This is a genomic window from Brevundimonas sp. (assembly GCF_036402095.1).
Taxonomy (GTDB): Bacteria; Pseudomonadota; Alphaproteobacteria; order Caulobacterales; family Caulobacteraceae; genus Brevundimonas.
In genome coordinates this window covers 1-24666 of record NZ_DASWTO010000032.1, presented here as the reverse complement: position 1 = coordinate 24666, position 24666 = coordinate 1, and the positions used below count along the sequence as shown (strand labels likewise).

Genomic DNA, 24666 nt, shown 5'->3' with positions numbered 1-24666 from the left:
CCCGGCCTTTTCACCGTCGAAAAGCCGTGTCAGATCGGCGGCATGGAAACCGCTCGCATCGAACGACGCATCGGCGTCCGCGCCTCGACCGACCGCATCTGGGACCTGATCGCCGACCTGCCCGGCTGGGATCGCTGGAACCCGGTCGAGACCGGCGTCGAGGGAACCATCGCCTATGGCGGCGCCATCGCTCTGACCGAAGCCATTCCCGGCCTGCCGGAGCGGCGAGCCGTGGTGCGCGTCGGCGAGTGGCAGCCGCTGGCCCAGCTGGTCTGGGCCGAGAAGCGCGGGCTGTGGTTCCGCTCGCTGCGCTATTTCGAGATCGAGGAACTGGAGCCCGGCAGCTGCATCTTCGCCAACGGCTTCATCTTTTCGGGCCTGCGCGGCGAGATGCATTTCGACCGCCATCGCCCGAAGCTTCGCGGCGCGGCGGACTCCATAGCCGAGGCCATGAAGGCGGCCGCCGAGGCGGGCTGAATCAGCCGCCCTTGGCCATCGTGTCCTGAATGCTGATGATCGCCGGCGTCAGGATGACGATGAACAGCACCGGCAGGAAGAACAGGATCATCGGCACAGTCAGCTTGGCCGGCAGCGCAGCGGCCTTCTTCTCGGCGGCCGAGAGACGCATCTCCCGGTTCTCCTTGGCCATGGTCCGCAGCGCCGAGCCCAGCGGCGTGCCGTAGGTCTCGGCCTGTGTCATCGCCGTGGCGACCGACTTCACGCCCGGATGGTTGGTGCGTTTCGCCAGGCCCTCATAGGCCATGCGCCGGTCGGGCAGATAGCTCAGTTCGGCCGACAGCAGGGTCATCTCCTCGGCCAGGTCGATGGACGATCCGCCGATCTCTTGGCTGACCTTCTGGATCGCCGCCTCGATCGACATGCCCGCCTCGACGCAGATCAGCAGCAGATCCAGCGCGTCCGGGAAGGCCTGCATGATCGAGGTGCGGCGCTTGGAGATGCGGTTGGCGAGGAAGATGTTCGGCCCGTAGAAGCCGATCACCGCCGCGAACATGCAGATGGTCAGACGCACCATCACCGTCAGGCCGAAGTCGTTCAGCACGAACACATAGAGGGCCGCCAGCGCCAGCATGACGAACGGCATGGAGAAGCGGAAGAAGTAGAAGGTCGTCAGCGGCTTCGGGCCGCGGTAGCCCGCCTGGGCCATCTTGTCGGCGACCTTCGGATCCTCCAGCAGCTTGGTCAGATTGAGCCGTTCGACGACGCGCTTCTTGAAGCCCTCGTCGGTGTGCCTGAGATGCTGAGGTCCGCTGCCTTGCGCCGCAATGGCCTGGCGGGAGCGGCGCTTCAGCTCCTCGCGGCGCACGGCCACGGCCTTCATCCGTCCTTCCAGCTTGGCGCCCCCGCTGAACGAACTGAGCAGCGTCATGACGGTGGCGAACACCAGCACGCCGACGGCCATGCTGAGCAGGTTCTGCAGGTTGGTGAAGAAGCCGATGATGTCGCCCATGGCCCCTTCCTAGAACTTGAACGAGATCATGCGCTTCATCACGAAGACGCCAAGGGACATCATCAGCACCGCGATCAGCAGCATGAACTGACCCCGCGGCTCGGTGAACAGCTTGCCCATGTAGGCGGGCGTCGTGATGCTCACGAGGATCATCACGGCGGGCGGCAGGGCGCCGATGATGCCGGCGGAGGCGGTGGCCTCGGACGACAGGGCCTTGATCTTTTCGCCCATCATCTTGCGGGCCCGCAGAACGGTGGACAGGTTGCCCAGCGCCTCGGCCAGGTTGCCGCCGGTCTTCTGCTGGATGCCGATGACGATGGCGAAGAATTTCAGCTCCGGCGTCGGCATGCGCTCGTACATCTTCTCCAGCGCCTGCTGCAGGGTCAGGCCGACGCCCAGCCCCTCGACCAGCGTCTGGAACTCCGCGCCCAGCGGGGCCGGACTTTCGCGGGCGATGATCTTGAAACAGTCGTGCACCGGCAGGCCGGACTTGATGCCCCGGACGATGACGTCGACCGCATCGGCGAAATGGCTGCCGAACTTCTTGCGGCGCCTGTTGCCCATGAAGCCGACGACCCAGCGCGGAAAGCCGAGGCCGAACACGACGGCCGCGCCGAGGCCGATCAGGATGTTGAGGCCGAACACCAGCGGCGCGAGGAAGGCGATCACCGCCAGCACGGCGCTGATGATCCAGAAGGTTCTCACGCTGGTGGACAGGCCGGCCTGCTTCAGCTTGGCGGCGAGGCTGATGCGGGCCTTGCGCTGGGCGCGCTCCGATTCCTGGAGCTGCTGCATGATCTGCTTGCGGCGAGCTTCCGGTGTATTGGCCGCCGCGGCCTTGCGGGCTGCGGCGGCGTTCTGTTTCGGTCCGCCGAAATTCTGCGCCCGCTTGATCGCGGCCTGCGAGGAATCGCCGCCGCCGACGAAGGCCCAGCCCAGTCCGCCGATGGTGATGAAGGCCAGAACCGCCGCGAGGATGGGAAGCATCTCGGCTACTCCGCCGCGTCGAGAGCTTCGGCCAGCTCGCGCTCCAGCCCGTAATAGCGGGCGCGGTCCCAGAACCTCGGACGGGCGATGCCGGTCGAGCGGTGGCGGCCGATGATCTTGCCGTTCTCGTCCTCGCCGGTGATCTCGTAGACGAACAGATCCTGGGTGACGATCACGTCGCCTTCCAGGCCGACGACTTCGGTGATGTGGGTGATCCGGCGCGAACCGTCGCGCAGGCGCGCGGCCTGGATGATCACGTCGACCGAGCCGACGATCATCTCGCGGATGGTCTTGGACGGCAGGCCGTAGCCGCCCATGGTGATCATCGATTCCATCCGGCTGATGGCCTCGCGCGGCGAGTTGGCGTGCAGCGTGCCCATCGAGCCGTCGTGGCCGGTGTTCATGGCCTGCAGCAGGTCGAACGCCTCTGGGCCCCGGACCTCGCCGACGATGATCCGCTCGGGACGCATGCGCAGGCAGTTCTTGACCAGATCGCGCATGGTGATCTGGCCCTGCCCCTCGAGGTTCGGCGGGCGGGTTTCAAGGCGCACCACGTGCGGCTGCTGCAGCTGCAGTTCGGCCGCGTCCTCGCAGGTGATGACGCGCTCGGTCGGGTCGATGAAGGCGGTCAGCGTGTTCAGCAGGGTCGTCTTGCCCGAGCCGGTGCCGCCGGAGATGACGAGGTTGCAGCGCGACGCGCCGATGACGCCGAGCACGCGCGCGCCCTCGGGACTGATGGAGTTGAACTCCACCAGGTTCTTCATCGTCAGCTTGTCTTTCTTGAATTTCCGGATCGTCAGGGTCGCGCCGTCGATGGCCAGCGGCGGGGCGATGACGTTGACGCGGCTGCCGTCGGGCAGGCGGGCGTCGCAGATCGGCGAGCTCTCATCGACGCGGCGGCCGACCTGCGACACGATCCGCTGGCAGATGTTCATCAGCTGGGTGTTGTCGCGGAAGCGGACGTTGGTCAGCTGGACCTTGCCGCCGACCTCGATGAACACCCGGCCGGCGCCGTTGACCATGATGTCGGCGATGTCGTCGCGGCTCAGCAGCGGCTCCAGCGGACCGTAGCCGAGGACGTCGTTGACGATGTCCTGGACCAGGTGCTCCTGCTCGGCCACCGACATCGAGACGTTCTTGATGGCCACCAGTTCGGCGACGATGTCGCGAATTTCCTCCGCCGCCGCCTTCGGATCCAGACCGGCCAGCTGGGCCAGGTCGATCGTGTTCATCAGGGCGTTGAAGATGGTCGTCTTGGTGGCGTGGTAATAGTCCGACTGTTCGCGGACGATCTCGGCGACGGCCTGGGCCTTCTTCAGCTGCTCGAAGCCGGGGGTCGCCTTGGGGCCGGGGGCGTTCTTCGGCGGCGGCGCTTCGGCGGCCGGCCTTGGCCGCGAGGCCAGGGCGTCGAGGCGGTCGGCGGCCTCGGATGCGGGTTTGGCGGCATAGGATTCGGTCCGTTGATCCTCACGGGTCAGTTCGGCGACGTCGCCGCCGAACGCGAACGCCTGGGTCTGGACGCCCGGCTCAGGCTGCAGCCCGGGCGACGGCGCAGGGGCCGGCGCCGGACGCGGGGCCGGCGCCGCGGCTCCAGGCTGACCTGTGCGCTTGCCGAACACGCGTCAGGACTTCTTCTTGAACAGGCCGGAGAGCAGCGACTTGCCCCCGCCCCTGGCGGGCTTGCTTCCGGGGCCGGTCAGCATCGGGAGTTCCCGGCAGGAGACGATCTGGGCCAGCATCTGGAAGGCGTCGGCGGCCTTCGACTTGGCGCCGGAGTCAAGGATCATCTGGCCGTTGTTGGAGGCGGCCCCGAACACCTTCGGATCGAACGGAATCAGCAGGCTGGGATGAACGCCGAGCGCGGCGCCGAACTCCTTGGCCGGGATTTCCGGCCGGCCGGGCACGCCGACCTGGTTCAGAACCAGCCGCGGCGGCGCATCGTTGGGCCGGCCCTGCCGGATCAGGTCGATCATGTTCTTGGCGTTGCGGAGGCTGGCCAGGTCCGGTGTCGCCACCACCACCACCTCGTCGGCGGCGATCAGCGTCCGGCGCATCCAGCCCGACCACAGATGCGGCAGGTCCAGAACGACGAAGGGGGCCGTCGAGCGGATCTGGGTCGTGACTTCCTCGAACGCCTCCGGCGAAATGTCCCAGTCGACGTCCAGCGTGGCGGGGGCGGCGAACAGGCTCAGCTTGTCAGTGCACCGGACCATCATGCGGTCAAGCAGGAGCGGATCGAGGCGGTCAGGCTGGCTCAGGGCGTCAGCGACGCCGTTCAGCGGGTCCTGGTTGAAGTCGAGACCGGCCGTTCCGAACGGCAGGTCGTAGTCGACGATCACGGTATTGGCGCCGATCCGCTCGCTCATCGCATAGGCGGTGTTGTGCGCCACGGAGCTGGATCCGGCCCCGCCGCGGGCGCCGACGAAGGCGATCGAGCGGCCGACGAAAGGCTGGGCGGGATCGGAGAACAGTCCGCCGATGGCCGCGATCAACTGCAGCGGCTGCAGCGGCGCGACGAGATATTCGCTGACGCCCCGCCGCATCAGTTCGCGGAACAGGAGGATGTCGTTGGTCGCGCCGATGACCACCACCTTGGTGCCGGCGTCGCAGACCTCGGCGAGCTGGTCGACCTCCCACAGCAGGGTCTGCGGGTCCTTCAGGCATTCGACGATGATCAGCGGCGGCGTCGGCTCGTGGCGGTAGGCCTCGACTGCGGCGGCCACCCCGCCGACCCGGATCTGGGTCGTGGCGCGGGACAGGCGGCGGTCCTGCCCGGCCCGCTCGGCGGCCGCCAGGGTGTCCTGCCGTTCGGCGAACACATGGATGGCGATGCGCGGCACCGAAACCTCGGGACCGCTGCCGCCCGGCACGGGCGGCGAGAACGCCGCCGAGGCGCCGGCGACGAGGTCGCCGACCGGGTTGAAGCCGGACACGACCGGCATCTGCGGCTCGGAGGCCGCCGCCGGATAGGCCGGAGCCCCGGTCGCGACGGCCGGCGGCGTGAACTGCAGCGGCGGACGGGCCGGCTCCTCAACGCCCATGGCCGGCTGATCGGGCGAATACGGCGCCGCGATGTCGCCGGGCCGGGCCGCGGGACCGGGCGTCGGCCCGGACGCGACGTAGCCCATGTCGAGATCGAACTCGTCCTCGAAGTCCTCGACCGGTCGGGGAAAGGCGTTGGTCATGGTCAGGTTATTCCACGGCCCGGGCGATACGGCCCTCGACCAGTTGTTCCTGCGGCGCCGAGGTGACCTCGCCCTTGCGATAGTTGTCGAACACAACGGCGGCCCGGCCGGAATCCGCCGGGCTGATCGGACGGTGGCCGACGATGTCGCGCGGGTCGGCGATCTGGGCGGCGAGGTTGGCGTTGATGGCGCAGCCGAGGCCCATGGAGCTGTTGTTCGAGAAGCGGCCCTCCATGGCGCGCGGCTCGGCGGCGCAGTTGGGGATCACGGCCCGGACCGTCTCGAACCCGGCGAGCACCGGCGCCCGCGGATCGGGCGCGGCATAGGAGGCGACGACGATTCGCTCGGCCGGCAGGCCGGCGGATTGCAGATGCGACCGCACGGCCCAGGCCTGGCGGGCCGCCGCCGGGTCGTCCCCCGAGGGTCCTTCGACGCGGATCCAGCCGACGCCGGTGGCCATGTATCGCCCTGCGAGATCGTTGAGAGCCGCCTGCTGGTTCGCCGACAGGCCGTCCTCGTGTACGGCGAGGGCGATGCGGTCCAGACCCGGCTCGACCCGCAGCGAATAGCGCGACAGCGGCGTGAGCGGCTGCTGGTCGGACGCGCCGGTCGAGACGCAGGCCGCCAGAACCGACGTTGCGGCGACAGTGAGGAGCAGGGCGCGCATCATCGGAGGCCTCATTCGATCACATAGCCCACAGGGCCGGTCCAGCCGGCGTCCGCGGCCTCGGCGGCGTTGGCGCGGCCGTAGTGCTGGTTGAGCTGGCCGAACAGGATGGTCTGTGCGTCGTTGGCGATGCGCAGCCCGTCAGCCGGCGTCTGCATCCGCCCCGGCGACGTCGGCGAGACGATGTAGGCCTCGACGATGATCACCAGTTCGGTCTCGCCCGACAGATAGTCGCGCGACCGAAACAGCGCCCCGAGCACCGGCAGGTCGCCCAGACCGGGCAGCTGGTCGATGTTCTGACGGGTGTCCTCGCGCAGCAGGCCCGCGATCATCAGCGACCCGCCCGACGGCAGTTCGACCGTGTTCGAAGCCCGACGGACGTTCAGGCCGGGGATCACCAGGGCGGTCCCGCCCCCCGTACCGCCGCCGAGGGTGAAGGCCCCCAGAGACGTCAGTTCCGACACCTCGGTGGACAGCTGCAGCGAAATCCGGCCCGGCGACAGCACGATCGGCCGCACCGCGAGCCGCACCCCATAGGGTTTGAACTCGATGGTGACCTTGATGCTGTCGCCATCGGTTTCCTGACCGACGGGCACCGGGAATTCCCCGCCCGCGAGGAATTCGGCGCTCTCGCCGTTGGCGGTGGTGATGTTCGGTTCGGCCAGGATCCGGACCAGGCCGGCCCGCTCGAAGGCGCGCAGCGAGGTGCTCAGCCGGCTGCCGTCGCCCGCCACGTCCAGATAGCTCAGGGAGCCGCCGCCGAGCTGATTGCCGGACACGGCGAAGGTCGCGGCCTGGGTCAGGGTGAGGCCGTCGCCCACCGAGGCGAGCACGGCCGTCGCGTCGAGCCCGAGCTGTTTGACGGCGGTGCGCTGCACCTCGACGATCCGGGCGCGCACCGTGATCTGATCGGACCCCTCGATGGTCATCATGTTGATGACCTTCTCAGGGGTCGAAACGAAGGCCCGCGCGACCTGGCTGGCCCGGTCCGCCTCGCCGGGGCTGAACACCGTCCCGGTGAGGATGACGCTGTCGTTGACCGCCTCGGCGTGGACATTGGCGCCCGGCATGACCCGGCTCAGCGTGTCCTGCAGGGCCGAGACACCGGCGTCCACGCGGATGCGCAGCGACAGGATGGTGCGGCCGGCGTTGTCCAGCACGACCGCGTCGGTCTCGCCCGGGGCCAGGCCGATGATGGTGATGCGGCGCGGCGAATGCAGCATCGCCTCGGCGACCAGCGGATTGGGCACGATCACATCGCGGGCGTCCGCCGGCAGGTCGATGGCCATCGACGAACCGCGCGGCAGGCTGATCAGCTGGGATTGCGCGCCCATGGAAACCGCAGCCCGGGTCTGGGCCGGCGCGGGAGAGGCCGGCGCGGCCGCGGCCGCCACCAGACTGGCCGCCACGACGACGGCGAGACGCATCAACGGACGCTTCATTGCACCACCACCACTTCGGGCGCGCCGCCGCGATAGACGCGCACGGCGGAGGATTGGCGCGGCCCGGCCGAGACGCGTCCGGACGGACCGCCCGTGTCGGCGTAGGAGCGCAGGATGAGGCTCAGCTCGCCTTCCGACTTGGCCAGGGCGAGAGCCTCCGCATCGCGCGGTCCGACCTCGAGCGTCGCCGTGGCCCCGATGACGGTCTGCTCGTCGTCGCCGGCCCGGGTCGACTGGTCGATGGCCAGGACCTTGATGTTCTGCATGACGGTCGCCGAGGTGAATTTCGAGCGGTCGGCTTCGGAGGCTCCAAGGTTGCCGAGATTGGTTTCGCGGGTCAGGACCACGTCGACCCGGTCACCCGGCAGGATGAAGCCGCCGGCCGCGGTCTCGACCGTGACCCGGATGGCCATGGCGCGCATGCCCGGCTCGAGGTAGGCGGCCATGTAGCCGCTGTCCCCGGCGCGGACGATCTTGCGCATGACGATGGGTTCGCCGGCGAGGATGGGCTCGCGCACCACCGACCCGACATAGTCCGCCTTGGCGCCGCCCGTGGCCAGATTCGTCGCGGCGCGGGTCACCGCGGCGACGGCGCCGGTGGGCTTGGCCCCGGCCGCCTCGGGCGCGGCGGCTCCGGCGCCCGGCACGGGAACGGAACCGTCGGTGATGAAGGCCGGATTGACCTGATCGAGGGGCCAGTCCTTCCATTCCATGTCGGACTCGTCGAGCCGCTTGCCGGCCTGCAGGTCCTTGGCGGCGACCAGCACCTTGGCCATCGGCCGCGCCTCGACGGGGGCCGCGGTGGCGACCGCGGTCGGCTCCTTCGAAGGCGATCCCATGGCGCGCACCACCAGGGCCAGCCCGATGGCGGCCACGGCGGCGACGCAGATCACGATGATACGGGCAGGCTTCATCGACTGTCTCCGGCAGGTCCGGCCGGACCCGTGAATCGGTCCTTCGGCCCCCTACCGTTAACGAACATGCCGGGCGCGGGTTAACGTGGGCCTAAGTGCGCCCGTGGCGTTCCGGCGCGCGGGCCGGATGCCGCTATCCGGCCAGAAAGGCGGCCATCAGGGGCGAAGCGGGCCAGGCGACCAGCACTCCCGCGGCGATGGCGACCCCGTACGGGATGTGGCCCTTCGGCTCCATCAGCCGGGTCAGCCACGGCGGGCCGTTGGCGGCGTACGGCTGCAGCCATGCGCGCGCGAAGAGCAGGATCAGCGAGAACAGGCCGCCGATCACCGCGGTCCACAGCACGAAGGCTCCGGCTCCGGACAGGCCCAGCCACAGGCAGGCCGCGGCCATCAGCTTGACGTCGCCCCCGCCCAGGACGTGAAGCGCGAACAGCCCCGCTCCGATCAGCAAGGCCGCGGCGGCGACGCCCAGATGGGTGGCGAAGGCCATCGGCCCGAGACCCAGAAGCAGGGCCGTCGGGAAGAAGCCGAGGATCAGCAGGGCGGAAATCCAGTTCGGGATCTTCATCGTCGTCAGATCCTTCAACCCGGCGATGATCGCCAGGGTCGGAAGGATGGCGAGGAAAAGCAGTTGCAGGGCTTCCATCCGCCCATCCTGCCTGCGGACCTTTAAGGTCGCGTTGCCGGAGCCACCAGACAGGAGCCCAAAAGCAAAGGGCCGGAGCGTTTCCGCTCCGGCCCCCGCTGGTTCAAGACGCTTGCGACGCTTAGGTGGCGCCGATGGCGGTGGCGACCTTGCCGAACTGGGTCGAGATGTTGGTGCCCAGGGCGGTGACGGCCGCGATGATCACGACGGCGATGAGGGCGGCGATCAGACCATATTCGATGGCCGTGGCGCCCGACTCATCGGACATGAACTTCGAAATGAACTTCTTCATGGTCATGGTTCCCTTTTCAGAAAGAGGAAGCGAGCTACTAAACGCGGGGGGGAGCCGGTAGCCCGCTTGACCCCCAAAACGCACCGTCGTTATCGCCCATATCGGTTAAGGGCGGGTCGCCGGGCGTGGTTACCAGAAGATTTACTGTAAAATGGTCCAGCTTGCGGATCCGAACACCCTCGAAACGCCACTGTGACTGGCCGAGGTCGGTATTCCGATCCGGGTTTCAAACTTTATTGAGGTTTCGCGGGCAGGTTCGCCTCCACGCTCCCGCGCGCGCTCGCTCTATGGACACCGACGCCATGACCCGCATTCACCGCCTCCTGCCCGCCCTCGGCGCAGCCGCCCTGCTGGCCGGGCCCGGCCTCGCCATCGCCCAGTCGGCCCGGATCAGCGTCGAGATCGACCAGGCCCAGCGCGTTCAGCTGAGCGGCCCGGCGGGCTCGGTCATCGTCGGCAACCCCGAGATCGCCGACGTCACCGTGGTCGACGCGAACACCCTCTACATCACCGGCAAGGGCTACGGCGTCACCGAAGTCGTCGCCGTGGACCAGATCGGGCGCACCGTGTTCCAGAGCCAGGTCGTGGTCACCGCCGGCGACGGCGCGGGACGCGTTCGCGTCTGGCGCGGCGCGCAGGCGACCGAAATGGCCTGCGCGGCCTCCTGCTCGCCCTCCGTGCGGGGATCAAGCGGCCCCGCCCCTGCCGCCGAATAGGCCGTCGTGATCCTGCGCCAACGCCGCTGGACGTTCGGAGGCCGCCCGCTCCGGGGCGGTCTTCTGCGCAACCGCGACGGAACGGCCGCGGTCGAGTTCGGCCTGGTGGTCCTGCCCTTCTGCGTCATGATCTTCGCCATTCTCGAAGTGGCGCTGATCTTCACGCTCGACTCCGTGCTCGAGAACGCGGCGATCGCCACCGGCCGGCTGGTGCGCACGGGTCAGGCCAGCGCCCAGGGCATGACCGCGGCCCAATTCAAGACAAGCCTCTGCTCCCGGATGAGCATCTTTTCGGGCAGTTGCGAAGCCAACGCCACGATCGACGTGCGGGTCATCCCGCAGTTCAACACGACGCCGCCCGACCCGCTGGCGGGAGAAGGCTTCGATCCCAGCGGCCTGACCTACGCCAACGGCAATCCCGGCGACCTCATACTCGTGCGGGTCTGGTATCAGCATCCCCTGCTGACCAGCTTCCTGTCGCAGGGGCTGTCGAGCGTCGGAGACCGGACGGCGATGCTGACCGCCACGACCGCCTTCCGCAACGAGCCCGCCGGATGAAGCGCAGCCTGATCCGACGTCTGACGGGGGACGAGCGTGGCGTCTCGGCGATCGAATTCGCCATGCTGGCTCCGGTGCTGATCGCCTTCTACATGGGGATGACCGAGTTCTGTCAGGGCTTCATGGCCCAGAAGCGGATGGGTCACGTCTCGGCCATGGTCGCCGATCTGGTGGCCCAGGAGGAGGAGATGACGCCGGCGATGATCGACGACATCTTCGACATCGGCGGGCTGATCATGAAGCCGTTCCCGACCACGACCCTGCATCAGCGGGTGTCCAGCGTCACCAGCGTCGCCGGCGTTCCGACGGTGGACTGGAGCCGGGCCGAGGGCATGACGGCCCGCGCCGTGGGTTCGACGATGACGCTGCCGGCGGACCTCGTTGCGGCCGGCGAGAGCGTGGTGGTGGCTGAGGTGACCTACGACTACGACTCGGCGGCGGACTATCTGATGCCGGGCCTGACGCGGTTCTCGCACGTCTACTATCTGCGGCCGCGGACCGTCGACAAGACGCTCTGCCCGACCTGCCCGGTGACCTGACCCGTACCGGTCAGGGCCTCGCGGAGTGCGAGGATCTTGGCTTCGGTTTCAGCGAGTTCGGAGGCGGGGTCGCTGTCGGCGACGATGCCGGCTCCCGCCAGCGCCCGGAAACGCCAGCATCCCTCCAGCCGCTCGAACGAGGCCGTCCGGATCAACACCGACGCGGTCAGGGCGCCGTCACCCGCGATGTGAAAGAGACTGCCGCACCAGGCCCCGCGCGGCCGCTCGTGTGCGGCGATGACCTTCATGGCCTGATGCTTGGGGGCGCCCGTGATGGAGCCGGGCGGGAAGGTCGCGGCCAGAAGGTCCGCCGCACCGGTCCCCGGCCGGGCTGTCGCAATCACAGTGGAGACGAGGTGATGCACCGTGGGGTGGCTCTCGATCTCGAACAGCCGCTCCGCCGTCACCGTGCCCGGTTCGGCGACCCGGGACAGGTCATTGCGCATCAGGTCGACGATCATCAGGTTTTCGGCCCGGTCCTTGGCGCTGACCGCGAGTTCGGCGGCGAGCGCGGCGTCACGCGCCGGATCGGCATGGCGCGGTCGGGTCCCCTTGATCGGCCGGGTCTCGATGCGGCGGCTGGCCGGGTCGAAGGTCAGGAACAGCTCGGGCGAGTTGGAGACCAGCGCCCGGTCGCCGAGCCGCCAGAAGGCGCCGTAGGCGGCGGCGCGATCCGCAAGGCGCAGCAGGACGTCGAAGGGATCCGCGCCGGGCGACAGCTCGCCGGACCAGGCCCGGGCGATATTGGCCTGGAACAGCTCGCCCGAGCCGATGCGGTCGACGACGTCGGCGACGGCGGCGAGATAGGCTTCAGGCGACTGTTCGGCCGGCATCGCCGGCGCGGGTGGCGGCGGGGGCGCGGCGTCGACAGCCTCTGACAGCCATGCCTCGGCCCGCTCGGCGGCCTGTCGGCATGAGACGGCGTCCGGACCGCGGCCGATGGCGGTGACCGTCTGCGCCTGATGATCGAAGGCCAGCATGGCGGGGTAGCGGGCGAGCATCAGGTCAGGCCAGACAGTCTCGCGGCGCCCGGTGGCCGGTCGGGCGCCGGCGTCATAGGCATAGAGGCCGACCACGCCCAGGGAGAGGGCCGGATCGCGCAGCAGGTCGAGGCCGCCCTCCCCGCCGGTCCAGTCGGGATCGGCGGCGACGAAGGACCAGCGCCCGAGCGGGCCGCCGTCCGACAGCAGGGCCAAGGCTCCGTCCCGACCACGCAGACCGGCGGCGACGCCGAGAGGCTCGCGCCACGGGTGAAGGCGGGTCTCGGTCGCCTGGAACGGCTTGATCACGCCGCCAGCCGCTCGCCGATGCGGTGGCGCAAGGCCGCGTCGACGCCCAGAGCCTGTTCGAGATAGCCGTCGGTCGAACCGTGGCGGGCGGCGATCTCCGCCAGCGCCGTCTCAAGGTAGACCGGCTCCACGCCGAGGAAGGCGACCACGGCGTCGTGGGCGGCTGGCCGGCCTGTCATGGCCTCGAGCTGTTTCGCGATGGCGGGGGCGCGGCCGGACAGGTCGACGGCGGCGTTGGTCAGCAGGAAATCCTCGATCATGTCGTCGCGGTGGACGCCGAGAAGGTGGTGGGTCAGGGCCGCCAGCAGCCCGGTGCGGTCCTTGCCGGCGGCGCAGTGGATCAGCACGGGCCCGTCGGCCTCGCCCAAGGCGCGGAAATAGCGGCTGAACAGATCAAGGTGGGCGGGCTCGAACGGCAGGGCGCGATAGGTTTCCGTCATGAAGCGGCGGCCTGAGTCGACGGTCAGGTCGGCGGTCTTCAGGAAAGTGATGTGCGGGGCCTCGCGGCCGTCGTCGTGGACGCTCTCGATCACCTGGCCGGCGAAACCCGGGGGCCGGCGCGAGGGCTGGTCGCGGCGCTCCCCGGGGCGGCGCAGGTCGACCACGGCGGCAAGACCCAGCCCGGCCAGCCGCTGCAGGTCGGCTTCGGACGCGCGGGCGTGGTGGGCCGAACGGAACAGCCGACCGGCGACCACGCGCCGACCGGCGGTCGAGGCGTAGTCGCCATAGTCGCGAAAATTGTCGAGGGCGTCGAAGCGATGGATGCGGCCGTTCATGCCGCTTCTCTAGCTTACGTCCGCGATGCTTCCCACCGCCGCCTCAGGTCCCGGCGCCGCCTTGGCCGACCAGGCCCTGCATGGCGTCGAGGTAGGCGAGGAAGGCGCGGCGGCCCTCGGGCGTCATGCTCGCCTCGGTCAGGGGCTTGCGGCCCTCGAACCGCTTGACGACCGCGACGAAGCCCGCGTCCTCGAGCTTTCGCAGATGGACCGACAGGTTGCCGTCGGTGGTCTGAAGCCTGCCCTTGAGCGTATTGAAGTCGGCGCTCTCGACCCCTGAGAGGACGGCCATGATGCCGAGCCGGACGCGGCCGTGGATGACCTCGTCGATGCGGTTGATGTCGAAATCGTCCGCCACGCTCAGCCCCTCGCCGCCCGCATCAGCAGGTAGCCCGGCAGACCCATCAGCAGGAACAGGGCCGCTGCGTAGGCGAGGTACTGGCTGTCCGACCCGGTCAGGGCGGCGATCAGGGGAGCTGCGGCGAAGGAGGCGATGGCCAGCCCCCACAGCGGTCGCGACCGCATCATGGCCGCCGTGACCGCCCAGCCGCAGCCGTAGAAGACCATGATCATCGACGGCATCAGGGCGAAGGCCACCAGGGCGGAGTCCTCGCCCAGGCGCCAGACGAGCGCGGCCATCGACAGCGACAGGGCGAAGATGCCCCAGCCGACCGAGGCCCAGGCCGTTCCCGAAGCGCGGTTGGCCGAGGTCTCGACCCCGCCGGCCCGCTTGAGGGCGCGGATAACGAGGACGAGCACGGCGAAGAAGACGACGGTGACGCCGATCCAGATGTAGTTGACGGCGGACATGTCCAGGCCGGCGACGCCTGAGGCCACGGCCCAGTGGCCGAGGCTGGCCCCGCCGTACAGCAGCCCGGCGGCGAACAGGATGGAGGCGCCCTGCATCGGCGCCTGGCGGCCCTCCTCGGCGACCCGGCGCATCCAGGCGATGTCGGCGGCGGGGTCTTCGATCTTCTCGGTCATCATCGTCGTGGTCCCTTGATCCTGCCGGCCGAAGCGGCCGCGTTCCCATTCCCCTGATCATGCACCAAGCACTTTGCATTGTAAAGTGCATTATTGAAGGTCGGTGATCCGATCAACCCTGGCCGGGCCGCCTCCGGCCGGGACTGAGCGAATCCGGTGCTCGCGCGTTGACGCTCAAGCTTTGACGCGGCGACGCCATCGGCTAGGCAGATCGCAGTCATGACGAAGGGTGGACGGATGCGGGTTCTGGTTCTGGGCGGCGACGGTTTCTGCGGCTGGCCGACGGCGCTGCACCTGTCGGCGAGAGGCTGGGACGTGCTGGTCGTCGACAATCTGAGCCGGCGCAACATCGACAACGAACTGGAAGTCCAGTCGCTGACCCCGATCCGCACCATGGGCGAACGCATCGCCGCGTGGCAGGAGGTCTCGGGCCGGACCATCGAGTTCGTCAACATGACGGTCGGCAAGGAGTTCGACCGCCTGGTCGCCCTGATTCGCGACTGGAGACCCGACAGCGTCGTCCACTTCGCCGAGCAGCGCGCGGCGCCCTATTCGATGAAGTCGGCGCGGCACAAGCTGTACACGGTCGACAACAATCTGAACGCCACCAACCATCTGCTGGCGGCGATCGTGGAGAGCGGGCTGGACGTCCACCTGGCCCACCTCGGCACCATGGGAGTGTACGGCTACACCACCGCCGGTCTGAGGATTCCGGAGGGGTATCTGAAGGTGACGGTCGACACCGACTTCGGCCCGGCCGAGCAGGAGATACTGTTCCCGCCGAACCCGGGCTCGATCTACCATATGACCAAGACCCAGGACGCCCTGCTGTTCCAGTTCTACGCCAGGAACGACGGCCTCCGGATCACCGACCTGCACCAGGGCATCGTCTGGGGCGCCCAGACCGAGGAAACCCGCCGGGACGAGCGGCTGATCAACCGCTTCGACTACGACGGCGACTACGGCACCGTGCTGAACCGCTTCCTGATGCAGGCGGCGGTCGGCTACCCGCTGACGGTGCACGGCACGGGCGGGCAGACGCGGGCCTTCATCCACATCCAGGACACGGTGCGCTGCGTCGAACTGGCCCTGAAGAACCCGCCCAAGGCCGGCGAACGGGTCAAGATCCTCAACCAGATGACCGAGAGCCGCCGGGTCCGCGACCTTGCCGCCATGATCGCCGGCATGACCGGCGCCGAGATCCACAATGTGCCCAACCCGCGCCAGGAAGCAGACGAGAATGAGCTCGTCGTCGCCAACGACCAGTTCCGCGAACTGGGGCTGAAGCCGATCACCCTGGCCGAAGGCCTGATGCAGGACGTGACGGAAATCGCCCGCCGCTACGCCCACCGGGCCGACCTGGGCAAGATCCCCTGCGTCTCCAGCTGGAACAGCAAGCGGGCCGAGGCCCTGAAGGCGGAGCCCGTCGTGGTGGCTCCGGCCGCCAGTCCCCAAGCCCGTTCCGCCTGATCGCCGAAGGCATGCCCGCAGACGCCCCGTCCCCGGTCTTGCTGGTCTTCGGCGGCGGCTGGCTCGGCCAGGCGGCGTCGCGCGAAGCCATGCGCCGGGATGGCCGCGCCATCCTGACCAGCCGCGATCCCGGCAAGCGCGACGCCTTGGCCCGCGAGGGGTTCGAAACCTTCGATCCGGGAGACGACGGCGTCCTCGATCGCGCCGTCGCCGCGGCCTCCGCCGTCCTCGTCACCGCCCCGCCGGAAGGCGACGGCTGCCCCGGGCTCAAGCGGCTGATCCCGGCTCTGACCCGCACCGGAGCCTTTCCCGACTGGATCGGCTACGTCTCCTCCACGGCGGTCTACGGCGACCGCGCGGGCGGCTGGGCCTTCGAGGACGACCCGCTCAACGCGGCCTCGCTGGAGGGCGCGCGCCGGGTCCGGGCCGAGCGCGACTGGCTCGACGCCGGACGGGGCATGGGACTGACGGTGCAGATCTTCCGCCTGCCCGCCCTCTACGGGCCGGGCCGTTCGCCGATCGACCGGCTGCGCGACGGGACGGCCCGCATCGTCCGCAAGCCGGGCCAGGTGTTCAACCGCGTCCACGTCGAGGACGCCGTGTCCGGCCTGTTCGCCTCGATGGCCCGGCCCCGCCCGGGCGCGGCCTACACCCTGTGCGACGACGAGCCCGCCCCGGCCGACGTGGTCATGGAGTGGGCGGCGCACCGGCTGGGCCTGCCCCGTCCGCCCGAGGTCGATCTCGAGCACCCCTCGGTGTCCGACGCCATGCGCCGCTTCTATCTCGACTCCAAGCGGCTCTCGAACGCCCGCGCAAAGGCCGAACTGGGCTGGCGGCCGAAATATCCGACCTGGCGTGAGGGGCTGGAGGCGATGATCGCCGCCACCGATACATAGCCGACAGCCGCCCGATACATCGCGGGCAAGACATCCGCGACACCATCGCCGCGACATGGGCGCGACGCAGTCGGGCGGGATGCGGGACAGATGTCCGGCGATGTCCGGCAACGCCCCGTCCACGGCGAGTCTCGGCAGCGACGCCGCGTGCTAGATTTCCCGGCTGGAGGACGCCGCGATGACTGACCAGGCTACGCCCAACCTGCCCTCGCGCGATTTCGACGCGACCGCCCGCTTCTACGCCGGGCTCGGCTTCGAGCCGACGTGGAAGGATGGCGGCTGGATGATCCTGACGCGCGGAGGGCTCAAGCTGGAATTCTTCCCGCATCCGGACCTGGACCCGCTGACGAGTTCGTTCAGCTGCTGCCTGCGGCTCGACGACGTCGACGCCTTCACCGAGATTTGCCGGGCCGCGGACGTGCCTGAGCGAACGGGCGGAATTCCCCGCCTCAAGGCTCCGATGCTGGAGCACTCCGGCCTGCGCATCGGTTATCTGATCGATCCGGACGGCACGCTGCTGCGGCTGGTGCAGAACCCGTCCTAGAACGGCAGGATGTTCCGCTGGCGGCTGTAGGCCATGGTGCCGACGTTGGCGCCGAGGCGCAGGCCGACGCCGGTGCGGATCGGGGCCAGCACGATGCCGTCGGCGGCCTGGTAGTTCACGCCCACGCCGCCGACCAGATAGGCCGACCCCTCCACGCCGGGGTAGCGGCGGTAGATCATGTCGGGGTGGTACAGGCCGTAGACCAGGGTGAAGACCCGGCTGGCGTTGCCGCCCACGTCCCAACCGATCGAGATGCCCTGCCAGAACACCTCCTGCGAGGCCGACAGATCCTTCATGTGCAGCGCCCCGCGTCCGTAGCGCAGGCCGACGCCGGCGGCGCCCGCCCCCTCCTCGCCGGCGATATAGGCGGTCGGGCGGTCGCCCTGGTCGGCGAAGATGCGCTCGATCGCGGCCCCGATGGCCTCGGCGGCGATGCCCAGCTCGCGCGACCCGGCGGCGATCAGTTCCTCGGAGGTGTAGGCCGGCGCCGTCTGGTCGGAGCGGATCGGATAGTTGGGGTCGGACGCCGGCGCGGTGGCGCAGGCCGACAGGCCCGAGGCGCCGGCGGTGGCGGCGAGACCGGAAAGGATCAGCTGGCGGCGATGCATGGCGATGGCTCCGAAGGCGGGACGGTCCGCCCGACTCGCGCGGGCGCTTGACCACACCGTCACCGGCCTTTGCGTCAGCCTTGCGGCGGCAAGGTTAACGGGAGGTTGCCATCAACCCCGCAGCGTCGCCCCCGCCTTGCCCGCCGCCGCCACGACCCTGGCCGACAGCGCCTCGATCTCGGCCTCGGTCAGGGTCGCCTCGCGCGGCTGGATGACGACTTCCAGCGCCACCGACTTCATGCCCTCCGGCACGCCGGGGCCGCGGTAGACGTCGAACACCCGGACGTCGGCGATCAGGGCCTTGTCAGCGCCGGCGACGGCACGAACGAGGTCGCCGGCGGCCTTGGCCTCGTCCACCACGAAGGCGAAGTCGCGGGTCAGGGGCATCAGCGGCGCCAGCGAGGCCGCGCCGCGCGCCTTGCTCGCCTTGCCGCGCGGCTCGGGCACGACGTCGAGAACGATCTCGAAAGCCAGCATGGGGCCGTCGGCGTCCAGCGCCTTGAGCACGCGCGGGTGCAGGGCGCCGAACTCGGCCATGACGTTCTTCGGACCCAGCTGCAGCCGGGCCGAACGGCCGGGGTGCCACCAGTCGCGGTTCTGGCCCTGGACCAGCTGCAGCGACGCCGTCGGCGCGCCGAGTTCGTCGAGCAGGGCCATCAGGTCGCCCTTCAGCGCGAACAGGGCGTCCTCGGCCCCGCCGCCCCAGTGACGCGGCGAACGCGGCGCGACCACACCGGCGATAACCGTGCGCTGGCCGGTCGGGCTGTCGTCCAGATAGATGGGCCCGATCTCGAACAGGGCCGCGTCGGGGTGGCCGCGGTCGGCGTTGCGGGCCGCCGCCTGGATCAGATTGGGCAGGGCCGAGGGCCGCATGCAGTCGAGGTCGGCCGCGATCGGGTTCTCGACCACCAGCCGGTCGTCGCCGCCGCCGAACAGGGCCGCGGTCGATCGCTTGGTGAAGGACCAGGTGACGGCCTCGGCGAAGCCCATGGCCGCCAGCGCCCGGCGGGCGGTCCGCACCCGCGCCTGACGGGGGCTGAGCACGCCCTTCGACGGGGCGCCCAGGTCGGGCAGCGGCGTCGAGGGCAGTTCACCGTAGCCCTCGATACGGGCGACCTCTTCGACCAGATCGGCCGGGCCCTCGACGTCGCGCCGCCACGACGGCGGAGTCACGGTCCAAGGGGTTCCCCGCGCGATCTCGAAGCCGAGCCGGGTGAGGATTTCGGCGATGCGGTCGTCGTCCAGCGTCAGGCCGGTCAGGGCGCCGACGCGGGCCGGGTCGAAGGCGAAGGCGGCTGGATTGGCCGGGGCCTCGCCCGCCACCACGATCTCCGACGGCTCGCCGCCGCACAGGTCGAGGATCAACTTCGTCGCCAGTTCCAGCCCCGGGACCACGAAGGCCGGGTCGACCCCTCGGGCGAAGCGGTACTGGGCGTCGGAGTTCAGGCTCAGCGCCCGGCCGGTCTGGGCCGTGACCAGCGGATCGAACCAGGCGCACTCGACAAAGACATCGACAGTGTCGTCGGAACAGCCGGTGGACTCCCCGCCCATCACGCCGCCCAGGCCGATGGGGCGCTCGCCCGCCGCGTCGGCGATGACGCACATCGACGGATCGACGGCGTAGGTCTTGCCGTCCAGGGCGATCAGATGCTCGTGCGTGCCGGCGGCGATGTGTTCGGCGCCCTCCGAGACCTGCCCGCCGCGCACGACGATCTCCGACCCGACCAGCTTGGCGGCGTCATAGACGTGCAGCGGCCGGCAGCGGTCGTAGGCGATCAGGTTGGTGACGTCGACCAGCCGGTTGATGGAACGCAGGCCGATGGCCGTCAGCCGGTGCTGCAGCCACTCCGGCGACGGCCCGTTCCTGACCCCGCGGATCAGCCGCCCGGCGAACACCGGGCACATCTCCGGCGCCTCGATCCGCACCGAGATCGGCGACGGGAACGTTCCGGGCACAGGCTGCACGGACGGCGTCTTCAGCTGGCCGAGACTGGCGGCGGCGAGGTCGCGCGCGATGCCGGCTACGCCCAGCCAGTCGGCGCGGTTGGGGGTGACTTCGAAATCGATCACCGGCTCGGCCCCGAACACGCCGGCGGCCGGGGTTCCGACGCTCAGATCGTCGGCCAGTTCGAGGATGCCGTCGCTCTCGCCCGCCAGTTCAAGCTCCGAGGCCGAGCACAGCATGCCGTGCGAGACCACGCCGCGCACCGGCTTCTCGACCAGGGTGACGCCCAGCCCCGGCACGAAGGCGCCGATGGGGGCGTAGATGGTGGTCAGGCCGGCGCGGGCGTTGGGCGCCCCGCAGACGATCTCCTTCGGCCCGTCGACAGTGTCGACCTGGCAGACCTGCAGCCGGTCCGCGTTCGGGTGACGTTCGGCCGAGACGATCCTGGCCACGGTGAACGGAGCCAGCGCGGCGACAGGGTCGTGGACCTCCTCGACCTCCAGACCGGCCATGGTCATGGCGTCGGCCACGGCGGCGACCTCGGCCTCCGTGTCGAGATGGTCCTTCAGCCAGGAGAGGGTGAATTTCACGCCGACGGCTCCGACGAGGCCTCGATGCCCGACCGCGGTTTGATCCCGGCCTCAAGCTCGTCCAGCAGCTGATCCGTGCCGGTGAAACCGACCTGGACGAAGCGGCACTGGATGAAGCGGCAGTTGGACATGCCGATCACGCCGGCCATCTTCGTCTCGCCGAGCGGGCGATAGAGCAGGGTCCGCATGTCGGAGGCCGTGCCCATGGCGCAGCTTTCGAACACCGTGCCGTTCATCACGGCCATCACCGCCGGGCCCTCGATGACGCAGTCGGTGAAGGTCTTGCCGTCGATGAACATCTGTCCCGCGTTCCAGTGCTGAACCGCGAGGGACGGCAGCCAGACGGCTTCCTTGGCGAAGGTCGTCCTGGCCACCAGCGCGCGGCCGGCGGCTTCTTCGGCCGACATGGTCGGATCGGGGCGCGGGGTTTCGTCGGTCATGGCGTGAGGTCTTTCGATTTTCAGGTCTGGTCAGCCGGCGATCGCGACCTGCTCGACCAGCATCCGCAGCAGGTCTTCGCTTCCGGTGATGCCGAGGGTCTGGAAGCGGCAGTTGCGGAAGGTGCAGTCGCGCACCGGGATGGCGCCGATGGCGATATCGCCGCTCATCGGCCGGAACAGCATGTTGCGCATGTCGCCGCCGGTGGGGCCGAAATTGACGCCGTCGAAATGAACCCCCTGGAGGGCGAGCATCACGGCCGGGCCCTCGATCACGCAATCGGTGAAGGTGCGGCCCTCAATCACCGCCCCGCCGCCTGCCTGAAGATGGGCGCGGTAGAGATCGAACAGGGCGAAATGGCCGCCGTCGAAAGCGGCGGCGCGCGGGTCCACCGTGCGGCGGCCCGCGGGCGAGGGGGAGGGTTGGTCGGCAGCCATCAGGACAGTCCGCTTGCGGGATTGGGGGCGGCGAAGGCCGAGAAGCCGTAATGGGCCAGCCACCGCGTGTCGGCCTCGAACATCGGCCGCAGGTCGGGGATGCCGTATTTCAGCATGGCCAGACGATCGACGCCCATGCCGAAGGCGAAGCCCTGGTATTCGTCCGGGTCGATGCCGCAGTTCGCGAGCACGTTCGGATGAACCATGCCGCAGCCCAGGATCTCCATCCAGCTGTCGCCCTGGTTCAGCTTCAGCTCGCCGCCCGAGCGGTCGCAGCGGATATCCATCTCGGCCGACGGCTCGGTGAACGGGAAGTGGTGCGGGCGGAAGCGGGCGTCGACGTCGTCGACCTCGAAGAAGCGCGCGACGAAGGTCTCCAGCGTCCACTTCAGGTGGCCCATGTGGATGGCCTTGTCGATGACGAGGCCCTCGACCTGGTGGAACATCGGCGTGTGGGTGGCGTCGCTGTCCTTCCGGAAGGTCCGGCCCGGGGCGATGATCCGGATCGGCGGCTTCTGCGACATCATGGTCCGCACCTGCACCGGGCTGGTGTGGGTGCGCAGCACCTTGCGCTCGCCGGTCGCCGGATCGGGCGTCAGGAAGAAGGTGTCGTGCATCTCCCGCGCCGGATGCTTGGGCGGGAAGTTCAGGGCGGTGAAGTTGTGGAAGTCGTCCTCGATGTCCGGGCCCTCGGCCACCGCGAAGCCCATGTCGGCGAACAGGGCGATCATCTCGTCCATCACCTGCATGGTCGGATGCACCCCGCCCCTGCGACGCGGGCGGGAGGGCAGGGTCAGGTCGACGTGCTCGGCCTTGAGGCGGGCGTCGAGCTCGGCGGCCTCCAGCGCGGCCTTGCGGGCGGCGAGGGCGGACGAGACGCGGTCGCGCAGGCCGTTGATCATCGGCCCATGCTCGCGCCGCTCGTCCGGGCTCATCGCCCCCATGCCCTTGAGCAGGCCGGAGATCGAGCCCTGTTTGCCGAGGGCGGCCACGCGCAGGTCCTCGACGGCCGCCGCGGTCTCCGCGGCGCCGATGGCGTTGATCAGGTCGAGTTCGAGCTGGGCGAGGTCGGTCATGCTGGGCTTCGTCTAGCGGGACGAAGCGCGTTCGTCACCCCGCCGCCGTGCTGAACCGCCCTCGCCGGAACGCGATCAGTCCTCGAGGACGAAGGTGACCTTCATATTGACCCGGTATTCGGCAATCTCGCCGTTGCGGACCACCACCTTCTGCTCCTGGATCCAGGCGCCCTCGATCTTGTTGAGGGTCTTGTCAGCCCGGGCGATGCCCTGCTTCAGGGCGTCCTCGAAGCTGACGGTGGACGAGGCGGTGACTTCGGTGACTTTGGCGATGGACATGAGGGCTCCCCCTTTGCGGTGAACGTGCCGCCGCTGCGGCAACGCTTGTCCAACGCCGGGGGACGGCGGGGGTTGCCCCGGAACGAAAACGCCCGCCCCGGACGAACCGGAGCGGGCGTTTCGAAATCGATCGTCGTCAGACGGTTCAGGCGGCCTTCAGCGCGTCCCGGACCTTGTCGGCGATGGCCTTGAAGGCGCCCTCGTCGGCGGCCATCGCGGCCAGGACCTTGCGGTCCAGCTCGATGCCGGCTTCGCCGAGACCGTGGATGAACTGCGAGTAGGTGAAGCCTTCCAGGCGGGCGGCGGCGTTGATGCGCTGGATCCACAGGGCGCGGAAGTTGCGCTTCTTGGTGCGGCGGTCGCGGTAGGCGTACTGCCCGGCGCGGTCGACCGCGGCCTTGGCGGTGCGGATGGTGTTCTTGCGGCGGCCGTAGAAGCCTTTCGCCTGCTTGAGAACCTTCTTGTGCTTGGCGTGGGACGTTACGCCCCGTTTGACGCGAGCCATGTCGCTATCCTTTCAAATTCAGTGTGGAGATCAGGTCAGGTCTGCGCGCGCCGATCAGGCGTACGGCATGTAGGACTTGATCTTCTTGGCGTCGGCGTCGGCCATGACCGAGGTGCCGCGGTTCTGGCGGATGTATTTGCTGTTGTGGCTGATCAAGCGGTGCCGCTTGCCCGCCACGCCGGCCTTCACCTTGCCAGTCGCCGTGAATTTGAAGCGCTTCTTGGCGCCCGACTTCGTCTTAAGTTTCGGCATTTTCACTCTCTTTTGAGCGGGCTGCCGCCCTTTGGACTACGTGAGCCCTTGAGGTGGTAGACCCTGATTAGGAACCGCCCAGGCATGCCTGTTCGCCCGGCGGTTCGGTACGCGAAGGCGCGGCTTCTAGTCGAAGCGGGCCGGAATGGCAAGCCGGATCAGCATTTCCGGCCCGCCGGGATTCCCTAGCGCGGCGGGTTGTGCTCCTCGAGGAACCGGATCGTCTCGGTCAGCATCTGCCGGCGGGTGGCCGGGAAGCTCATGTGGTGGTCCTCGCCGTCCAGGGCGACCAGCTCCACGTCCTTGCCGGCGCGGCGCATGGCTTCTTCCATGATCTTGCTCTGCTCGAACGGCACCACGGTGTCCTCGCGCCCATGGATCAGCAGCACCGGCCCCTCGATCCGCGACACCAACTGGGCCGGCGAGCGCTCGGCCAGCGTCGGATCGTCGTCGCTGGTCACGCCCATGAACCGCTGCCAGTAGCGCAGGCCGCTGTTGAACCGCGCCCGGCCGCCCTGCCGACGCTCGGTCGCCAGGAAGGCCGTCAGGTCCGAAACGCCCGACACCGCCACGGCGCAGCGATAGACGCCCTGGTCGAGGGTCATGCCGGCCAGGGCCGCGTAGCCGCCGTAGCTGGAGCCGACGATGCACACCCTGGCCGGGTCCACGACGCCGGCGTCGGCCAGGTATTTGACCCCGTCGGACAGATCGCTCTGCATCTTGCGGCCCCACTCGCCGTAGCCCGCCTCCATCAACTCGACGCCGAAGCCGTCGGACCCCCGGAACTGGGGTTGGAAGACGGCATAGCCTCGCGAGGCCAGCGCCTGGGGCTTGTAGTCGAAGCCGGTGTAGTCCCGGGCGGCCGGCCCGCCATGCGGCAGCACGACCAGCGGAAGATTGCGCGCCTCCCGGCCGTTCGGCGTGGTCAGGTAGCCGATCAGCTCCCGTCCGTCGCCGGCCGTGTAGCGAACCACGCTGACCTGGGACACGTCCGTCGGCGCCAGGCCCGGATACTCCCGGCCGATCAGGTTCACGCTCTGCTGGTTGGCGTCGAACAGATAGCTCGCGCCCGGCTCGCCCGCGCCCTCGGCCCGGAACACCATCACGCTCAGGTCGTCGTCCCCGTCGATCAGGGACAGCTCCCGCCCCGCCAGCCCCTGCAC

The 24666-nt window shown here is 69.3% G+C and carries 29 protein-coding genes; 7 read left to right on the top strand and 22 right to left on the bottom strand.

Going from position 1 to position 24666, the window contains the following annotated elements:
• The first annotated feature begins 42 nt into the window (after positions 1-42).
• Positions 43-477 carry an SRPBCC domain-containing protein gene (locus VGD32_RS02580; protein ID WP_331030342.1) on the top strand — a complete coding sequence of 145 codons (435 nt, stop codon included), beginning with the start codon at positions 43-45 and terminating at the stop codon, positions 475-477.
• Position 478: 1 nt separating this feature from the next.
• Here VGD32_RS02580 and VGD32_RS02575 read toward each other — a convergent pair whose 3' ends face one another.
• The 9 genes from VGD32_RS02575 to VGD32_RS02535 form a co-directional block, all read right to left on the bottom strand.
• Positions 479-1468, bottom strand: a complete 990-nt coding sequence (locus tag VGD32_RS02575) for a type II secretion system F family protein (protein WP_331030341.1) — start codon at positions 1466-1468, stop codon at positions 479-481.
• 9 nt (positions 1469-1477) lie between these two features.
• Positions 1478-2455, bottom strand: coding sequence for a type II secretion system F family protein (locus VGD32_RS02570; RefSeq protein WP_331030340.1), 978 nt, complete (start codon positions 2453-2455; stop codon positions 1478-1480).
• A gap of 5 nt (positions 2456-2460) precedes the next feature.
• A complete protein-coding gene (locus VGD32_RS02565; RefSeq protein ID WP_331030339.1) occupies positions 2461-4074 on the bottom strand; it encodes a CpaF family protein in 1614 nt (537 codons plus the stop codon).
• Positions 4075-4077: 3 nt separating this feature from the next.
• On the bottom strand, positions 4078-5640 hold the full coding sequence (locus tag VGD32_RS02560) for an AAA family ATPase (RefSeq protein WP_331030338.1): 1563 nt from the start codon (positions 5638-5640) through the stop codon (positions 4078-4080).
• A 7-nt stretch (positions 5641-5647) separates the two neighbouring features.
• The gene (locus VGD32_RS02555) at positions 5648-6310 is read right to left on the bottom strand and encodes a CpaD family pilus assembly protein (RefSeq protein WP_331030337.1); all 663 of its coding nucleotides are present in this window, start codon (positions 6308-6310) and stop codon (positions 5648-5650) included.
• An 8-nt stretch (positions 6311-6318) separates the two neighbouring features.
• Positions 6319-7734, bottom strand: coding sequence for a type II and III secretion system protein family protein (locus tag VGD32_RS02550; RefSeq protein WP_331030336.1), 1416 nt, complete (start codon positions 7732-7734; stop codon positions 6319-6321).
• A gap of 11 nt (positions 7735-7745) precedes the next feature.
• Entirely contained in the window at positions 7746-8663 is a 918-nt protein-coding gene (cpaB, locus tag VGD32_RS02545) for a Flp pilus assembly protein CpaB (RefSeq protein ID WP_331030335.1), read from the bottom strand.
• Between the two features lie 133 nt (positions 8664-8796).
• Positions 8797-9309 carry an A24 family peptidase gene (locus tag VGD32_RS02540; RefSeq protein ID WP_331030334.1) on the bottom strand — a complete coding sequence of 171 codons (513 nt, stop codon included), beginning with the start codon at positions 9307-9309 and terminating at the stop codon, positions 8797-8799.
• A gap of 121 nt (positions 9310-9430) precedes the next feature.
• Entirely contained in the window at positions 9431-9601 is a 171-nt protein-coding gene (locus tag VGD32_RS02535; protein ID WP_168047289.1) for a Flp family type IVb pilin, read from the bottom strand.
• A gap of 302 nt (positions 9602-9903) precedes the next feature.
• Here VGD32_RS02535 and VGD32_RS02530 point away from each other — a divergent pair, with 302 nt between their 5' ends.
• From VGD32_RS02530 to VGD32_RS02520, 3 genes are read left to right on the top strand one after another with little or no spacing between them, the layout of a single operon-like run.
• Positions 9904-10317 (top strand): pilus assembly protein N-terminal domain-containing protein, encoded by a 414-nt coding sequence (locus VGD32_RS02530; RefSeq protein WP_331030333.1) that lies wholly within the window; start codon positions 9904-9906, stop codon positions 10315-10317.
• Positions 10318-10323: 6 nt separating this feature from the next.
• Positions 10324-10875, top strand: a complete 552-nt coding sequence (locus VGD32_RS02525; RefSeq protein WP_331030332.1) for a TadE/TadG family type IV pilus assembly protein — start codon at positions 10324-10326, stop codon at positions 10873-10875.
• Positions 10872-11414, top strand: a complete 543-nt coding sequence (locus tag VGD32_RS02520; RefSeq protein WP_331030331.1) for a TadE/TadG family type IV pilus assembly protein — start codon at positions 10872-10874, stop codon at positions 11412-11414. Before VGD32_RS02525 ends, VGD32_RS02520 begins: the two co-directional genes overlap by 4 nt.
• Here VGD32_RS02520 and VGD32_RS02515 read toward each other — a convergent pair.
• Genes VGD32_RS02515 through VGD32_RS02500 form a run of 4 tightly spaced genes read right to left on the bottom strand, consistent with a single transcriptional unit; the run spans position 11357 to position 14463 of the window.
• Positions 11357-12703, bottom strand: a complete 1347-nt coding sequence (locus VGD32_RS02515; protein ID WP_331030330.1) for an anthranilate synthase component I family protein — start codon at positions 12701-12703, stop codon at positions 11357-11359. The genes VGD32_RS02520 and VGD32_RS02515 overlap by 58 nt on opposite strands.
• A complete protein-coding gene (locus VGD32_RS02510; protein ID WP_331030329.1) occupies positions 12700-13479 on the bottom strand; it encodes a tyrosine-protein phosphatase in 780 nt (259 codons plus the stop codon). The genes VGD32_RS02515 and VGD32_RS02510 overlap by 4 nt, the downstream gene beginning before the upstream one ends.
• A gap of 43 nt (positions 13480-13522) precedes the next feature.
• Complete coding sequence (locus VGD32_RS02505; RefSeq protein WP_331030328.1) at positions 13523-13837, bottom strand: transcriptional regulator; 315 nt, start codon at positions 13835-13837, stop codon at positions 13523-13525.
• Between the two features lie 2 nt (positions 13838-13839).
• A complete protein-coding gene (locus VGD32_RS02500; protein WP_331030327.1) occupies positions 13840-14463 on the bottom strand; it encodes a hypothetical protein in 624 nt (207 codons plus the stop codon).
• Positions 14464-14700: 237 nt separating this feature from the next.
• Between VGD32_RS02500 and VGD32_RS02495 the strand changes: the two genes are divergently transcribed.
• The 3 genes from VGD32_RS02495 to VGD32_RS02485 all read left to right on the top strand — a co-directional run bounded on the left by VGD32_RS02495 (position 14701) and on the right by VGD32_RS02485 (position 17373).
• The gene (locus VGD32_RS02495; protein ID WP_349256718.1) at positions 14701-15933 is read left to right on the top strand and encodes an NAD-dependent epimerase/dehydratase family protein; all 1233 of its coding nucleotides are present in this window, start codon (positions 14701-14703) and stop codon (positions 15931-15933) included.
• Positions 15934-15944: 11 nt separating this feature from the next.
• A complete protein-coding gene (locus VGD32_RS02490) occupies positions 15945-16829 on the top strand; it encodes an SDR family NAD(P)-dependent oxidoreductase (protein WP_331030325.1) in 885 nt (294 codons plus the stop codon).
• 178 nt (positions 16830-17007) lie between these two features.
• Positions 17008-17373 (top strand): bleomycin resistance protein, encoded by a 366-nt coding sequence (locus VGD32_RS02485; protein ID WP_331030324.1) that lies wholly within the window; start codon positions 17008-17010, stop codon positions 17371-17373.
• Here the strand turns inward: VGD32_RS02485 and VGD32_RS02480 are convergent.
• The 9 genes from VGD32_RS02480 to VGD32_RS02440 form a co-directional block, all read right to left on the bottom strand.
• Complete coding sequence (locus VGD32_RS02480; RefSeq protein ID WP_331030323.1) at positions 17370-17981, bottom strand: EipA family protein; 612 nt, start codon at positions 17979-17981, stop codon at positions 17370-17372. The two genes, VGD32_RS02485 and VGD32_RS02480, sit on opposite strands and share 4 nt — an antisense overlap.
• Before the next feature lie 111 nt (positions 17982-18092).
• Positions 18093-20516, bottom strand: coding sequence for a phenylalanine--tRNA ligase subunit beta (gene pheT / locus VGD32_RS02475; RefSeq protein ID WP_331030322.1), 2424 nt, complete (start codon positions 20514-20516; stop codon positions 18093-18095).
• Positions 20513-20956, bottom strand: coding sequence for a hypothetical protein (locus VGD32_RS02470; protein ID WP_331030321.1), 444 nt, complete (start codon positions 20954-20956; stop codon positions 20513-20515). The genes pheT and VGD32_RS02470 overlap by 4 nt, the downstream gene beginning before the upstream one ends.
• 30 nt (positions 20957-20986) lie before the next feature.
• Positions 20987-21391 (bottom strand): hypothetical protein, encoded by a 405-nt coding sequence (locus VGD32_RS02465; protein WP_331030320.1) that lies wholly within the window; start codon positions 21389-21391, stop codon positions 20987-20989.
• Positions 21391-22467, bottom strand: a complete 1077-nt coding sequence (pheS, locus tag VGD32_RS02460) for a phenylalanine--tRNA ligase subunit alpha (protein ID WP_331030319.1) — start codon at positions 22465-22467, stop codon at positions 21391-21393. Before pheS ends, VGD32_RS02465 begins: the two co-directional genes overlap by 1 nt.
• Positions 22468-22542: 75 nt before the next feature.
• Entirely contained in the window at positions 22543-22746 is a 204-nt protein-coding gene (locus VGD32_RS02455; protein WP_331030318.1) for a dodecin family protein, read from the bottom strand.
• A gap of 145 nt (positions 22747-22891) precedes the next feature.
• Positions 22892-23251: a 50S ribosomal protein L20 gene (gene rplT, locus VGD32_RS02450; RefSeq protein ID WP_331030317.1), complete on the bottom strand. Its 360-nt coding sequence runs from the start codon at positions 23249-23251 to the stop codon at positions 22892-22894.
• Positions 23252-23305: 54 nt separating this feature from the next.
• Entirely contained in the window at positions 23306-23503 is a 198-nt protein-coding gene (gene rpmI, locus VGD32_RS02445) for a 50S ribosomal protein L35 (RefSeq protein WP_003166435.1), read from the bottom strand.
• 185 nt (positions 23504-23688) lie between these two features.
• On the bottom strand, positions 23689-24666 hold a 978-nt coding region (locus VGD32_RS02440; protein ID WP_331030316.1), incomplete at its 5' end, for a S9 family peptidase.